11 protein-coding genes are annotated in these 15,630 nt (G+C 34.8%); 10 read left to right on the top strand and 1 reads right to left on the bottom strand.

The window, feature by feature from the left end:
* The first annotated feature begins 426 nt into the window (after window positions 1-426).
* From BMS_RS00495 to lepB, 7 genes are all read left to right on the top strand, one after another.
* A complete protein-coding gene (locus BMS_RS00495; RefSeq protein ID WP_157868204.1) occupies window positions 427-1,779 on the top strand; it encodes a hypothetical protein in 1,353 nt (450 codons plus the stop codon).
* Window positions 1,780-1,839: 60 nt separating this feature from the next.
* Window positions 1,840-2,058, top strand: coding sequence for a hypothetical protein (locus tag BMS_RS00500; protein WP_014242827.1), 219 nt, complete (start codon window positions 1,840-1,842; stop codon window positions 2,056-2,058).
* 460 nt (window positions 2,059-2,518) lie between these two features.
* Window positions 2,519-3,283 carry an inositol monophosphatase family protein gene (locus BMS_RS00505; RefSeq protein WP_014242828.1) on the top strand — a complete coding sequence of 255 codons (765 nt, stop codon included), beginning with the start codon at window positions 2,519-2,521 and terminating at the stop codon, window positions 3,281-3,283.
* A 76-nt stretch (window positions 3,284-3,359) separates the two neighbouring features.
* Window positions 3,360-4,268, top strand: a complete 909-nt coding sequence (locus tag BMS_RS00510) for a sigma 54-interacting transcriptional regulator (RefSeq protein WP_014242829.1) — start codon at window positions 3,360-3,362, stop codon at window positions 4,266-4,268.
* A gap of 22 nt (window positions 4,269-4,290) precedes the next feature.
* Entirely contained in the window at window positions 4,291-4,884 is a 594-nt protein-coding gene (locus BMS_RS00515; protein WP_014242830.1) for an SAM-dependent methyltransferase, read from the top strand.
* Between the two features lie 9 nt (window positions 4,885-4,893).
* Window positions 4,894-6,180, top strand: a complete 1,287-nt coding sequence (locus BMS_RS00520) for a penicillin-binding transpeptidase domain-containing protein (protein ID WP_157765587.1) — start codon at window positions 4,894-4,896, stop codon at window positions 6,178-6,180.
* A complete protein-coding gene (gene lepB, locus BMS_RS00525) occupies window positions 6,180-6,938 on the top strand; it encodes a signal peptidase I (protein WP_014242832.1) in 759 nt (252 codons plus the stop codon). The genes BMS_RS00520 and lepB overlap by 1 nt, the downstream gene beginning before the upstream one ends.
* Here the strand turns inward: lepB and BMS_RS00530 are convergent.
* Window positions 6,927-9,293: an endonuclease MutS2 gene (locus tag BMS_RS00530; RefSeq protein ID WP_014242833.1), complete on the bottom strand. Its 2,367-nt coding sequence runs from the start codon at window positions 9,291-9,293 to the stop codon at window positions 6,927-6,929. The two genes, lepB and BMS_RS00530, sit on opposite strands and share 12 nt — an antisense overlap.
* Window positions 9,294-9,348: 55 nt before the next feature.
* Here BMS_RS00530 and BMS_RS00535 point away from each other — a divergent pair, with 55 nt between their 5' ends.
* Genes BMS_RS00535 through BMS_RS00545 form a run of 3 tightly spaced genes read left to right on the top strand, consistent with a single transcriptional unit; the run spans window position 9,349 to window position 15,626 of the window.
* Window positions 9,349-10,644, top strand: coding sequence for an NFACT RNA binding domain-containing protein (locus tag BMS_RS00535; protein ID WP_014242834.1), 1,296 nt, complete (start codon window positions 9,349-9,351; stop codon window positions 10,642-10,644).
* Between the two features lie 59 nt (window positions 10,645-10,703).
* Window positions 10,704-11,513: a hypothetical protein gene (locus tag BMS_RS00540; protein WP_014242835.1), complete on the top strand. Its 810-nt coding sequence runs from the start codon at window positions 10,704-10,706 to the stop codon at window positions 11,511-11,513.
* A complete protein-coding gene (locus BMS_RS00545; protein WP_014242836.1) occupies window positions 11,514-15,626 on the top strand; it encodes a hypothetical protein in 4,113 nt (1,370 codons plus the stop codon). It abuts the gene before it with no gap.
* The last annotated feature ends 4 nt before the right edge of the window (window positions 15,627-15,630 follow it).

Consider the following 15,630-nt stretch of genomic DNA (forward strand, 5'->3'; position numbering starts at 1 on the left):
GTTTCTTCTCTCATCCTAAGAGAAGCTGGTATACGCCTTTAAATAATAGCATACGGAGTGTTTGACGCAATGAGACCGGCAAAGGGGCAGTATTTTCTACGCACTTTTTGAGGGCCAGAAAATAGATAAATTTTATAAATACTTAAAATGACTTTCGGTAAGTTAATTAATCGCTTAGAATAAAAAAAGGCCGGATTGGGGATCCGGCCGTTTCGAGCGAGTAATGGACATTTGAAAATATATTTCTCAAATGTTGTACTAATATGATCGGTTATTATGGAAAATACTTTAGAGAAAAAGTCGGGAATACTATATTTAAAGTCTAAATTCTTTTTATATCGGATAGTTATATACTTTTCCTTTCTCTTAATACCTGTCTATGTTCAGAAGTCATTAAGTCTAAAGCCCATTTATCTCTTCTTATTCATGATACTCTATTGCTCATTCATCATGAGCCAGTGGTTCTTCCTGGGTAAAGAAATTGATCATAGATTCAAGATTTATTTCCGAGTAAATTCCTCAATTGATAGAGTTGTTTATAGACTCTTTTTAGGAATGTTCTCTTTCATCATCATTTTTAATTTACTTTATTTACTACCATCCAAGTGGGTTTATAATTCGTTTTGGATTATATGGGGTGCTCTAGGGTTATTCTATTCATGGCCCACCCGAGGAAAGATTATTCAGGAGTCGGTGACGACAAACTTCTCTGAGTTTCGCTACCTTGATAGTTTTGAGAAAACTCTAGTTACGCTTATTGTGAGCTTAATAGTTTTCTCTGTTCCAGAACTCCCCTCACTTGCTCAAAGAGATGCTCTCATATTTTTTCTAGATCCATCTCACCAGATCAATGAGATGTTTTGGAATTTTCTAACGGTAACATTCTACCCTTTTAAGAGTTACCCTAGCCTCTTTAAAATTGGATGGACGACGTATTTCTATACCGTAAATATTTCGATGTATCTCCTTACCTTCTATGCGTTCTTAAGATTTTTTATCTCTAGAAGATTGTCGCTGCTTGGAGTTTTTGCTCTGTTATCGTCATGGAGTGTTTCAAAGATCATAAGTGCAAACTTGGGAACGACTTTGATAGATACATACTCTCTCGTATGGCTTTGGGGATTGTTATGGGTTACGAAGAGTTCAACTTATAGAACAGGTCTCTTTATTGGTCTGCTAGGTTTCTTTGGAACCCTTATAAATCATTCCTATACATTACTTTCGCTAATTCAAATAGCGATTCTGATGTTCTTCTATCTTAAAGATAAGACGATTTGGTTTAAGAGACAAACGTTGAAGTATGCTTCATTTGGCCTAGTCCTAGCACTTATTACCTTTATGATAAACTTTGATTTTACTAAGATTTATCATCCAGGAGGGCTTGAATTATTTTATAACTTAGCAAACTTAATAGATAGAAAAGCGTTCTTTATTCTCTCTGTGTTTGGCCTTTTAATTGTTCTTATTAGACGCTTTATTCCAAGTATAAAAAGTGTTCAAGTTCTAAAGTTTGGAGCAGTGAAGTTTGAAGAATTACTGGTTGGATTAGGCGTATTAATTCTCTTTGGAATGCTTGTAAATATTTCAACAATAAGTAAGTTCTCACTTCTTTGGATTATTACCTTATTTAGTTTAATCCCTTTAGAGTTAATCTTCTTACATATCAGTAGATTAAGGTCTAGTCGTAATATGATTTACTTAATTTACATTCTCATTTGTTTGTTAGATTCCCATTTTGAAGGAAGGGTTAAAATATTCCTTAAACTATTTGATAGTTAATTATATTTTTTATGATAAAATATATTTAAGAGTACGGTTAACATTGGAAAAGGAGTTTCTTTGTTTAAATCGGGGCTCACCCATCAATTATATTGTGAATTCTTAGACTCATTTGAATTAACTAATTCGAAGCTACATTCATCACCTTTCGTTTTTGTCGATCCACAGCTTGGAGAGATAAGATTGGTTACTAGTATGTCATCTAATTCTGAAGGTGATATTATTGCTAGTTCTGTGGCCTCGCATGGTGATTTAGAAATTCTCTCTACTGGAGAATAGGGCCTAAGATTCAACTAATTCTATATGAGTTAGATTCAAAGTCAGAGTCACTTTGCCACTGCTTCTTTCCCTTATTTTTAGACGTAATTGTTAGGATATTTAAACAATCAAATAGAGAAAATGTGGATAACTAGATGACATATATTTTTAGAAAGTAAAGTGGATAAAGTGCGTTTTTGTGGATAACTTTGATTTTTTTGTGAATACCTCTTGTCGCGTAATGTAAGAATGTTTCAGAGTGTTAAGAACAGTATCTTAAAGTGCTGAAAACAGGACTTTCTAAAGGACGAGTTAATCACTTCAAATAATTGACAGAGGGACTCCGTGATTGTGGATAACTTCGGCGTTTTTGTGAGTAAAAGTGTGATGTCAATACAAAATTTTTTTAAAATCAAAAAAAATTTGGGTTTTGTTAAGGTTTGAATTGTATTAGATATAATGTCAGGCTTATGAAAACAATATGGATAATGAAATGTTAAATAGAGAAAAAGTAGATATTCTTAGAAGAGAAGTGTTAGAAATTGTAAAAAATCGCCTTAATGGTTCATCATTACAGGAGTCTTTAGGAATTACAAAGAAGTCAGACTTCTCACTCGTCACCTTGGTGGACAAGGAAGTGTCTGACATGATGCATGTTCAGTTTAGTGACTTAATTAACAAGGAAGGCCTTCATTTCTTTAGCGAAGAAGACCAAAAGAGTTTTGGTTTTCCTGCAATAATTTTAGATCCAATCGATGGAACAAGAGAGCTTTCAAAGGGGTTGGGTGAGTGCTCAGTATCCTTGGCCATTATGTCCAGTCCAAGTGAAGGTTTTGCGTGGCTTTATAATCCTTTCACTGGCTTTGAGCTAAGTAGTGCTGATGCATGGGTGGAGCCCGTTACTTACAATGAAGATAGACTCTTTGGTTATGTCTCTAAGGGAGATATGAAGAAGGGCTTACTTGATCACTTAAACGATGTGGATAATGTGACTATTGCAGCTAGAGGAAGTATTGCTTTTAAGCTCGGTCTCTTGGCCTCAGGGGCCTGTGACTTTGTGTACTCAAAGACACCGAAGAATATATGGGATATTGCTGCTGGAACATTACTCTGTTGGCAAAGAGGATATAAGCTTTACCAAGCGGGACGAGAGGTGACTTCATTGGCCGATAAGAAAATTGCGGGCGAATTGATATGGTGTAGAGAAGAGTGCGCAGAAGTGCTACATAATTCACTTGTGAAATAAGAGATCAACTTTTGATTCTTTTACTATTCAAATACTAGTAAAAATTAGACCTTCCAAATTCAAATGGGAGGTCGCTTTGCAAGCATTATACGATTCAAAATATCCAATCTTAATACAAGGTGAAACGGGAACAGGTAAAACACTTCTCGCGAAAAAGATTCATCAACGTTCAATAAGAAGTAATCAAAATTTTATTCAATGCAATCTTGCAGGCCTTACTCATTCTCTTTTTGAGAGTGAATTATTTGGTCATCTTAAAGGAGCTTTTACCGGAGCAATTGAAAATAAGGTAGGCTTTTGCGAACAAGTAAGTGGAGGAACTTTATTCTTTGATGAGATAGGTGAGATCGACTTAAATCAACAGAAAAAGCTTTTGCAACTCTTAGACTCAGGAGACTTCTACAAAGTTGGTGCTAGTGTGAAAACATCTTTCAATGGTCGATTTATCTTCGCTACCCATAGAAATCTTGAAGAGATGGTTGGGAGAGGTGAATTTCGAGAGGACCTATTTCATAGGCTCGGAGGTGTAGCGATAAGAACAAAGTCGCTAAAAGAAAAGTCGAGTGCCCAGAGGGAAGAAATCTTGGAGCAGTTTATAGAGGAAATTAAGCTGAAGAACAATCTCATCAATATAGCATTTTCTAATGAAGTTAGAAGTGCACTAATTGATTATTCATGGCCAGGAAACTACCGTGAAATGAAGAATACCTTAGAGCTTTTAATGCTTAAAAAGAGCTTTGGAGTGATAGAGAAGGAGAGCCTTCCCCGTAAACTTCTCTCTATTAAAACAAGCTCGAGTGACTTTAAGAGACAAATTGAGCTTTTAGAGAGAAAAATCCTTGTAGATGAGCTTGTAAATAAGGGGGTAGGTGTTAATAAGGCATCGAAATCACTGGGGATAAGTAAGACCACCTTAATTGCAAAGTTGCGCAAATATGGTATTAGTGGGCACTTAGAACAAAGAAATACGCTAAAGGCTGCCTAGATTAGGTAAGGAAGATATTCATATGGGTTTTAAAGTACAGGATCATTATTTTAAAAAGGCAAAGAAAGATGATTTCTTGGCCAGAAGTGTTTACAAGCTTGAAGAAATTGATAGCAAATTTAAAATAATAAACAAGGGTGACCAAGTAGTGGATTTTGGTTATCACCCAGGATCTTGGGTACAATATACAAGTAGAAGAGTTGGAGCAGAAGGAAAGGTTATTGGTATTGATATAAGACCACTTAATAAGAAACTCCTGACTCTAAAAAATGTAACTCTTTTTGAAAAAGATATTTTCGATGTAGATACAACTTCGCAGCTAGGTGCAGATAATAAATTTGATGTGGTTTTATCAGATATGGCGCCTAATACGACGGGAATTAGATCAGTAGATCAGGATAGAAGCTTAAACTTAGTAGAAAAAGTTTTTGAAGTTCTCCCTGTATTTTTGAAAGAAAATGGGAATATGGTAATAAAAGTTTTTGATAGTCACCAGGCCCAGAAGTTCCTTAAAGAAAGTAAAGGCCTCTTTAAGCAGTATGATTTCTTAAAACCGAAGTCTACAAGATCTGTGAGTAAAGAATTTTTTGTCATAGGGCGTGGATATAAGGCATAATAAATGCTTATGAAATATATTAAAAATAAAACCAGTTTATATTTATCATTGCTTGTTGTCGGAGCTATCTCTTCGTTCGGTCTCTATAATCTTTGGAAAGAGATGAAGAAAGAGGAGAAACGAGAAGAAATCATTACAACAAGAACTATAATAAAAGATAATTTAAACGAAGCATTTAGATTTAGTAAGAAAACATTCCCAAAGCAAATCGCTCTAAAAGATGAGCAAGTTAATATTAAGTATTCACTTAATTCTGATTTAACTGACTACATAAAGAAGCTCTTAAAGAGATATAGATCTGATTATACATCTGTGATCGTTATTGATAATGAAACAGGTTTCATTCTTTCGGCCGTAGGTTATGAGAGAGATGGAAATCAATTCAATATGAGTTTACCTTTTAGCTCAACACACCCTTCTGCAAGTCTTTTTAAAATTGTGACAACAGCAGATCTGCTAGAAAAATCAGAAGTAACTAAAGATAGTGTGTTCAAGTTCAGAGGAAGAGGGACAACATTATATAAGTATCAATTAAAGGATAAGAAATCTCGTTGGCAAAGAAGGCAATCATTTGAAAGAGCATTTGCTTATTCAAATAATGTTATTTTTGGAAAAGCAGCTATAAAAAATAGTACTGGTGAGAGACTCTTTGATATGGCCACAGACTTTGGTTTTAACGAAAAGTTAATGGAAGAAATCAGCTTGTCTAAGTCAGTATTTGAAATGCCAGATACAGATTATGAATTAGCAGAGATGGCTTCTGGATTTAATAAGAGAACAATGATCTCCCCTGTTCATGCTGCAATCTTGGCTTCTGTTGTGGCCAATGATGGAGTATTAAATTACCCAAGAGTAGTTACAGAGATCAGTGATAATAATACTAATAAAATGATTTGGAGCCCTCAGCATAAAACAAAGAGAGTCTTGGAAGTTGCAACGGCAAGAGAGCTTCAAGAGCTGATGGAAACAACAGTAAAAAGAGGAACAGCTAGAGGGTCTTTTAGAAGACTTAATAGAAAGCTTAGAGAAGGTCTTGAGATCGGTGGAAAGACAGGCTCAATTACTGGTGGTGTTCCATTTGGAAAAAGAGACTGGTTTACATCTTTTGCTATACCGACTAACGAAAGTCATGGAAAAGGGATATCTATTGCTGTGATGAATATCAACTTAAAAAAATGGTATGTGAAATCATCGTATTTAGCTAGAAAAGTGATAGAGTACTACTATAAAGAAGTAAATCCACTAAATGAGAATATATCTGAAGCTAAGAGTAAAGAAGAAGATAAGGATACTTAGTGGAAGATTTTGAAGAAGTAGTACCAGATAAAAAGCCAGCTAATTTAAAGAAAGAAGTTCTTCTCATCGTTTCAATTATATTTACAGTATTGGTTTTTAGGTCATCTCTATATGAGCCATATAGAATTCCGTCAGGATCAATGATACCAACTTTAAAGATTGGTGATTATATTGTTGTTAATAAATTTGCCTATGGTTTGAAAATTCCTTTTTCTGATATGGCCTTTGGAGATATTAACCTAGATCCTAGTTATGTCTTTAAGCAAGATCTTCCTAAAAGGGGAGATGTGATAGTGTTCAAGTTCCCTAAGGATCCGTCTATTAATTATATTAAGAGAGTCATTGGACTACCGGGCGATACAATCGAAATTAAAGATAAGGTTATATATGTAAATGATGTTGCAACCACCACTTCAGCAGTGAGTGCGAAACCATTCTTAAAAGATATGGAAGCAAAGTTTAAAAAACATAAGCTTAAGTTCTTTAGCGTAAAAAATGGTGATGCAAAGTACTTCATCCAGCAGGATAGTGATAACTACTTCTTAGTGAATAAGGACAAGATCACGATTCCTAAGGGCGAACTTTTTGTGATGGGTGATAATAGAGACTTTTCATATGACTCTAGGTTTTGGGGAACTGTTCCTCTTAATTACGTAAAAGGTCGTGCAGAGATGATTTGGTTCTCTATCAGGTTTCCTAGCGGAGATGGGGAGGAGTTCCTCTTTAGACCTTCAAGAATTGGATCATCAATTTTTTAGAGTAAGTCTTGTTGCTCCGTCATTACCATCTTCTGATTGCCAATAAACTTCAGTATAGCTTTTTAAAAATGTACGTAGCCACTTTTTCAGAATTCCTTCTCCGTGACCATGAATGATATTTAGAAATGGAATGTCACCATTGATAAGTTCATGAATGGAGTCTTCAACTAATCTTTGGAAATCATCAAGCCTCATCCCTCTTCCATCTATCTCAAGCTTTCCCGATACAGACTTTGTGAAGTTAACTTGAATGCTCTGTTTAGGAGGTTGTTTATTTGTAGGCCATGTAAGATTTTTAATACTCATCCAAAGAGACATCTTACCGTTGAGAACTTGAACTTCTTTCTTACGTTGATTAATAGAAACTATTTTTAAGTTCTTGTTAAATGTAGGAGAGAAAACGTAGTCGTTTTCTTTGAGTTGATCAATAGAGATCTTTTTTTCTGCTGTTGTCTGCTTAACTCTCTCATTGAATTTTTGCTTTTTAGGGTCGGGAATACTGTCCGTTAAATTTATAACCTTCTTTTCAAATTGTTTTCTAGAGTCAATTTTTCCTTTCTTGGTTTCTACGAGAAGATTTTCTGCTTGAGAGATAATCTTATCTAACTTCTTTTTGTACTCAGAAGTAATTCTTTCTTTCTCAAGTAAAACGAGACCGTCCATAGACTTTTTTTGGTTCTTTAAATTTATATTCAATTGTCTGTTTTCAATAAGCTTCTTATCTAATTCCGATTTCTTTTGTGAGAGCTCTTGCAGAAGTTGCTCATAAGATAATTGCTTCTTGTCGAGTATGTGTTCTGCTTTGGAAGATATGGTATTACTTAAGCCAAACTTCTCGGCCAAGATATCAAAAATCTTAAAGGCCATCGAACTACCTGGTGAGCCATAATTCAGTTTATATGTTGGCTTACTTGTCTCCATATCAAAACCAACATGAGAAGAAATATACTCTTTAGAAGCGTGGATGTAGGTTTTAAAGAACTGATGGTGGGTAGATATAATAACTAGAGAATTTGATCTTGAATGAATCTGCTCTAAGAAAGAAATTGCTAGGGCCGAAGCTTCCTCAGAAGATGTTGAATTGAAAATTTCATCAACCACAATAAGGGAGTTTTCAGAGATTTCATCTAATAGTTGTAAGTAATTTTTGGCTTCAGATGCAAAAGAACTCAGACCACTGGAGAGATCTTGTTGATCATGTGAAAAGTAGTATATCCCATCAGGTAGAAAGATATTACATTCACCCGCAGGGACATATAAACCCATGGCCGCTAGTAGATAACATAGAGTCACAGATTTAAGAGTAACAGTTTTACCACCAGTATTTGGACCCGAAATGATCAGACCTTTCGTTAACGGATCAAGATGTAGTGTATTGAGAACACAGTTTTCAATTAATGGGTGGAAGAAATCTTTGATGTAGACTTCTTTTGATTCGTTCAACTGAGGTCTTTTGAGACCAAGTTCTGCTGAGAAGTTGGCCTTTGTTTTAATAAGATCTATTTTGTAGAGATAATGAAGTTCATTTAGAGGAGCTCTCTCAAACTCTAGTAGAGTAGTACAAAAATTACGACAGATCTCATTAATAATGGCATCTATCTGTGCCATGATTTGAATACGTTGGTTACTTTTCTCTCTAAGTTCATATGGCTCTACAAAGAGAGTCATTCCTGTACTAGACTTTGCTATAATGACACCAAGTTTGGAATTATATGAATCAGACCTTATGGCCAATACATAACGATCATTTATAACGTCGTATTCACTATGTTGAAGAACTTTCTTGTAGGTCTCTTTTCTGGCTGAAATATTTATTGAATTTCGAAGCCCTTTTTCAAGCTCTCTAAGCTCTCTGTAAAGAGGAGAGAGTTGAGGGTGATTTTCGAGACTTTCTGATCCGTCTTTTGAGACAAGATTTCTAAACTTATTAATAAACTTATTTCTAATTTTACTTTTGATGGATTGATCAGGGTAATTGTGATCAATATTAAAATGCTCGAAGAGCCTCTCCACAGATGGATAGCCTTCTAAAAGTTTACAAATCGTATTGAGTTCAGAAAGATCGAGGACTAAGTCTTTTTCAATTGAGGCGAGGTGCTTCTCAAGTTCATCTGTTCTTGGAAGAGTTGAGAAAATATCGCCAAGAGAAGTGTTGAAGCTCTCAAAGTCGTCATTGTAGAGGTCTAAATATGTTAGATCTCGATTAATAATTTGATTCGGTTTATAATTAAGAAGACGAGGAACCACATCTTTTGTATGTTGAAAATAAGAATGAGATGAAAGCTTGATTAGAATTTCATCCCAGTCTAAATACTCTAAAAATGAAGAATTGTTATCTAGTAAGTTGAGTGCCATGATTCAAAATGTTTCAGATTTAAATAATATTATAGAACAATACAATAGCTTGTGCATGATTGACCAGAGAGTTCGTACACCTGTTCTTCAAAAAATACTCTCATCTCCCCATTATTTATCTTTTTCGATGAGGTTACCAGGGAAGTCTATTTATCTCTATGTTGGAAGAGGTGAGAAGTATGAGGGAATTTTCTTTGGTCAAAAGACTATTCCTACTGAGTATAGAATACGAGACAGGTTTATAGAGTTTTGTAGAAAGTATGTTCAGGGTGGAATTGTACATAAGATTGAAACTCTCTTAGACGATAGGCTCGTCAATATCTACTTCACCAAGAGAGACGCTCACTATAACTTTACATTGTTCTGGAAAGGGAGAGAGCTATACTTCTCATTAGAAGAGAAGATTGGACAGAAGCATCGAATCTTTTGTAGTTGGCTTGGCTGGCAAGAGTTTATGGGAAATAATGATCTCATAAGTATCTACAAGTCTATTGGCGCTGGCAATAATAAGGCCCAGCGACCTCAGAATAAAGAATTCAATGAGGAACACTACTTTGAAGATTTGCGAAAAAATGTAGATGTTCATAAATTCCCAAAAAGAAAGAAGAAGTTCTTTCAAAGAAAACTCAAGAATATTGAAACCGATCTATTAAAAGTTAAAAAATGGAAAATACTCAAAGAGATAATTGAGCAGGAGGGCTACAAACTTCCTGAAGACTATAAATTTAAAATAGAAGGAATACCCTTTAAAATTGATGTGAATTTCAATGAGTTTAAGAGAAGAGATATTATTTATAAAAAGATAAAGGCTTTTAGAAACGCAGAGGGCTTACTTGAGGATAGACTTTCTAGAACGAGAGAAGAGTTTAAGAAGTGGGTAAGTGGCGATGTGTTTATTGTAAAAGGTTTAGGTAAGACAATTGAACCTGTCTGGAAACTGGTCAAGGATGACCTTGTTACAAAGAAAAATGATGTCAACAGAAAAGTTTATTTAATATCATCTGGGGTAGAAGTTGCTATTGGACTTGATAGTACAAGTAACGATTGGCTAAGAAAAAACTGGAGCAAAAAAGACGACTATTGGTTTCATATTGATGGTGACAAAAGTTCTCACCTATTTTTGAAGAATACAATCGATGCTCCAATAGATGCTAAGCTACTACAATTAATAGGTAGTATTATCGCTCACCATAGTAACTACAGTGGCGAGCAAGTACCATTGCTTTATACTCAGGTAAAGAACCTAAAGGCAGTAAAAGGTGCTGCTGGAAAAGTGATTTATAAGAAAGAGAAAAGGATTGATGTCTATATTGATCCTGCATGGAAGGAAAGAATTTCAATCATTTCGTGAAGTTATAATAAATTGTAGAATATAATAAGTTTAAAGTCTCAAATCTAAGGTAGTCATTAATGAGAGTTGTAAGTTTATTTTTTCTATTATTATTTTCAATCAATAGCTCAGCTGTAAATATTCCTGAGGTGAACGAATTCGATATTCGATACTATCACCCAGAGAGTTATGGTCTTAAAGATTTAGTTTTCGAAGTTAGAGTTTCAAATCTTGTTGAAACTTTAAATAAGAGACAGAGCTTTGGAAAAATAGAAGATCTCTACTTTAAAGTCTATTGGATGTTTCCTGGCCAATATCAAATTGAAGTTAATGGATTTCCAAAGGGATTTGAAGAGGTTAAGTATCAGCTAAAGCAAATGATAAAGAATAGACTTGATTTCGTTGTTCCACTAAAGCTAGCACCTAGAGTAAGAAGTTATGAATTGAGCTACTTTAAAACCTCTAGTGGTAAAGGTGTAAGAGGTAAGGATCGAACAGGTACAAGACCTGTATCTGAAATTCAATTGAAATTTAAATCAAATGGAATGTTAGAAGAGTTTAAAACTTTTAGTCCGACAGGTGTCAATAGCTCTACTTTTGATCTTGGGGTAAAGGGATGGAGTAATAATAAGTGGGTTGTCGATAAGATGACAATAAAGCTTATACAAGGCGTACAGTTAACGACTATTGAAAATGAATTTGAATATAAATCTTATAATGGATTTGGTTTTCCAGAAAAAGTCGATATTAAAACAACTCAAGAAATCGTAACTAATAATGAGAAAAATAAACCAAATAAAAGAACAGTGAACTCAACGATAGAATTTAGTAAGTATGAGGTTAACACTGGGAAAGCAATGAGGTTTATGACGAAGGGGATAAAGAAATAGATGAAACTATCTAAAGAGCTTCTGTTTTTAATTTGCTTTGTATTCTTTGCAGGCTGCTTTAAGCAGGATGCACCTGAGATCGTATCAGATCAGACACGAACGAATAGAGATATAGATCAACTTAAGGCCTGCTCTGACATAACTTTTTATGAAGGTTTCTTATATCGAAAGAATCTCGTAAATTTATTTGTATGTACAAGCTGGGATAGAAAGTTCGTAGAGATGTTTAGGGCGCTTAGTGAAACAACAGATCATCATTGGAATAGTTTGGTTGCACCAATAGACGGTATTTTCTTTGGCGATAGAGCTAGAAGAGATAGGTTTATAAAGTACTATCAAGATTTAGATAATGATGGTGCTCTAGATGATTTAGGTAGAGTCATCACAACATTAACAGACACAAACTTCTATGATGGTCTCAATGCTTTGTTTGTATGTGCAGAGGACCCATCACATAAAGATTGCAAAGGAAGAAAGAACCTTGTTACAAAGGATGAAATAAAGAAACTGCTTCTATTGTTAAATAGAGACGAAAATCTCTTGCTAGAGTTAAGTAGAATTGTAGATCAGTTTCATGATGCTCTCGGTGGAGATGCAGAGAGACTAAGAAGAGAAATAGTTAAGTTCAATGATACAACCTTCTTTAATAAGCTCAGAATTATGATTGTTACTGAGTTTGCAAAGAAGTATATAGATGGCCTCAAGGATGAGGACGTAGACCTTTTACGTGGTTTTTTCTCTGCTAAGGAACCTGTGTCGGATTCAAATTGGGTGTATCAGTGGATACAGAGAGAAGACGTATCTAAAAATTACATCGACTCTATTGTACAGTTGCCGGTGTTAAAGCAGCCACAGATGATAAGAGATATAAAGGTATTAAATGATCTTTATAATAGTAGTATAGCCTGCAGTGATGAAAATCTTCAGCTGGCGATAGATATAAAGTCACTTATTGAAAATACACTTGTTCATTTGAAATCTGATGATATCGTAAAATTTTTTGATACGTTACTTCTTGCTACAGAGTCAATTTCATATGCAAGGCCAATTTGCCCTGATCTTACTGATGCAAATAGAGTTGTTAATTACTTTGAGTACTCACAAAGAAGAAATGTTAATCACAAGATTAATTTAAGTAATGTATTGAAGTATTCAATAGACCTTTTAGCGAAAAACCCAACAATTGATCTCGTTAAATTTACACTCGAATTAACTTCATATAATCATGAATTCTTCATGGACTTCTTAAATAGTGATAGCTTCAATGTTGCCAATGAAGTGAATAGGGTAATTGTTGAAAACAGTGGTGACTTTTATTCGACAGTACTCGGAATCCTTAAGAGATCGGATCAACAAATATTTCATTCTTTAGCATATATAATGAATGATTTGTTTAAAGAGAAAAACTCAGAAGATTTAAATTCGTGGGTGAAGTCGTGGCTCTTTTGGAATGAAGAAGAACAGAATTTTCTCTTCAAATTCATAGATATTCATCTAGATTCAGATACAGACTACGTTAGACTCTTTTCGTTCTATTCACTGTTTCTTAAAGAGGTCTCAACTGATTGGTCGAGAATTGGTGAATACTATAATAAAGATGAACAAAGTAAGGAAGTTACGTATCAATCACTTAAGTCAGTCTTTGCTAAGTTCCATGGAGAAGAAATCTTAGGAGACTATAAGAAATTCTTTTCAAGGGATCACATACTAGAGCTGCTAAAAGTGATAACATCAGGGGGATCTTTCAAGGAAGATGCCTTAAGTAGACTCTCTATTCGTGATGTAAGCGACGTCACTCCAGTGAAAGGTCCATCAATTTCATTAGTAACTAGAGATGATAATAAATTGTCTGAGGTTAGAGAATGTGTGAATTCATTAAGTACTAGCTCAACCTTAGTGGAATTAATAGAGAATTATCCAAGTGCCTGTGTTGGAGTTAATGATAATTACGTTCTGGATGATTTAACCTTGGGGATTAAGAGTGCTTTTAATGAGTACCAAGAAAGTTTTCCAAACTCTAGCTTAGATCAATTTTTTGAGATAGGTGGTCTTCTCTCGCCTGAAATGACTTTGTGGGTTATCTCAACATCTGTTTCTATCGATGTTGAAATGAGAAAAAATAATGAAGGTATTGAGGACTTTTTAGATCAAGGAAGAAAATATCTTCTCGAGCTTGGTGTGAAAACAGCACGGGGAGTGGATATTCTAAAAAACACACTTGGCCTTACCTTGAACTGGGTTGGGTCAGATGAAGATTCTGCACTTAGAAACGGTATAATTTCAGAACTTGTACAAAATAAAGATAAAGCTGATGAAGCTTTTCAAGTTATTCCTGATGTAATGGATGATTTTGAAGTATGGAATAGTCAGTTTAGGGCCCCTGTGTATGAAGAAGATGAGAGCTATAGTTGTAGAAACTTCTTAAATATTCATGTGGGAAGACATGTCTGTCCTTCTGTAGAAAAGGTAAAAGAGAATGTAAATCTCTTGGCCGAAAGAATGGCGATGAGGCATGAAGCTTCTGAAGGTGTTCCTATTCAATACCTGCTTCAAGGCGCACTACCTGATGAAGGGCTACAGATTCCTCTTGATGGGAAAAAGACAAAGTTAAAGAAGCTAACACTTCTTGAGTCGTTCAATTACTTATATGACTTAAGTGACAAGAGCCTAAAGGTTAATAGAGAGAAGGTAAAGTATAGAGATACTTTAAATAGCGATAAAGAGTATTATACATTAACTACGAGTGAGAGAATAGATCAGGTTATTCGTAATGTATCCTTCAGACATAATTACTTAGGTGTTCAGTACCTTAATGCTGTAGTTAAAGGTGATGACTACACAGATGTGGTGAAAGAGAAACAAAGGTTAATGGGGCTTTGTTTAAACACACCCGGTGTTAGATGTGGAAAGTCGATGACAAAAGAAGAGCGACGTAAAGGGAAGAATGCTTTTTGGGCCTATGATGGTCTCGTTGACGTAAATAATGGCAATGGTCTAGAGCCAAGAATGAATTATGGCGAGTTTATGCAGGCCTTTATGTATAACTTCGTAGCATCTTCTGCACTCGAGGCTCAAGAAGTAAAACTCTTTCCTTTAGATGATGATGTCTTAAAAAAACATAACGGAAAGGCCCTGGGGTATATCTCCGAAATGTCTGGCTTCAGTAATATGGGAAGAGTCGTACATGATAGGGTGGGAAGATCTCGAAAACAATTTGAAGAATTTATCAACTTACCTCAATTCAAGAGGGTGAATGAATTTATCTTATCCCGTGTTCCACAGAGTGAGATTTATAAAGTGGGAGAAGACTTATTAAAATCTCTTCATATTGAAGAAGATTCAACACTCGACAACCTTGTCGAGTGGATCAATACGCTCTCATACAATGAACTAAGAATCTTTGAAGAAATAATTGCAAAGAGTCTTTATATTTCAACTTATCTAGGTAGTGAGGAACAAGTTTTTGGTACAGGGAATAATGAGAAGTTCTCTAACAACACTGTCTTTGAGTCTATTTCTATTGGAACCAGTATTGTGAGAGAATTCAAATTTTTAAAGAGCAGCTTTGGTGAAGAGTACTTACTTAAAAATGCACTTGTTCCAACTTTGAATGTTGTCAGTTTTCTATATGAGAAACTTAGCGATAATAATAGTGTTAAAAAGTACTGGAAAGTTTTAAATCTAGGATATGCATCTCTAAGAGAGGTTCTCTATGTAAGAGGGGCTGTCTCCAATCTTGTTGAGAATATTATAAAGAAAGGTAGATCAGAAACAGTATATAAGTTAGTTTCAAATGCATACGATTACTTGCTCGAAGTGGAAAAGAGTGGAGTTTCAGATCTCACTAAGAGCATGAGAGTCATTTATAATAGCAGTGTTGGAATCGAGCCTTTTTGGAAGTACGTTGATGGTACAACTGTAAAAAGCTATTGTTCTGTGGAAGAGGAAAAGTGCTTGGGAAATTCTAGTTACGATGAAATTACAAAAATTAGTTACGTATTAGATAGAAAAAATAATTTAGAGAAAACATTAAATTGGTTACTCGTGGATCAAAGGGATGCTCTTGCTAACACAGCAAATGACTTCCTACCATTTTTAAAAGTAATTAAATAGAGGA

It is taken from the genome of Halobacteriovorax marinus SJ, from assembly GCF_000210915.2.
In the GTDB taxonomy this organism is placed as follows: Bacteria; Bdellovibrionota; Bacteriovoracia; order Bacteriovoracales; family Bacteriovoracaceae; genus Halobacteriovorax; species Halobacteriovorax marinus.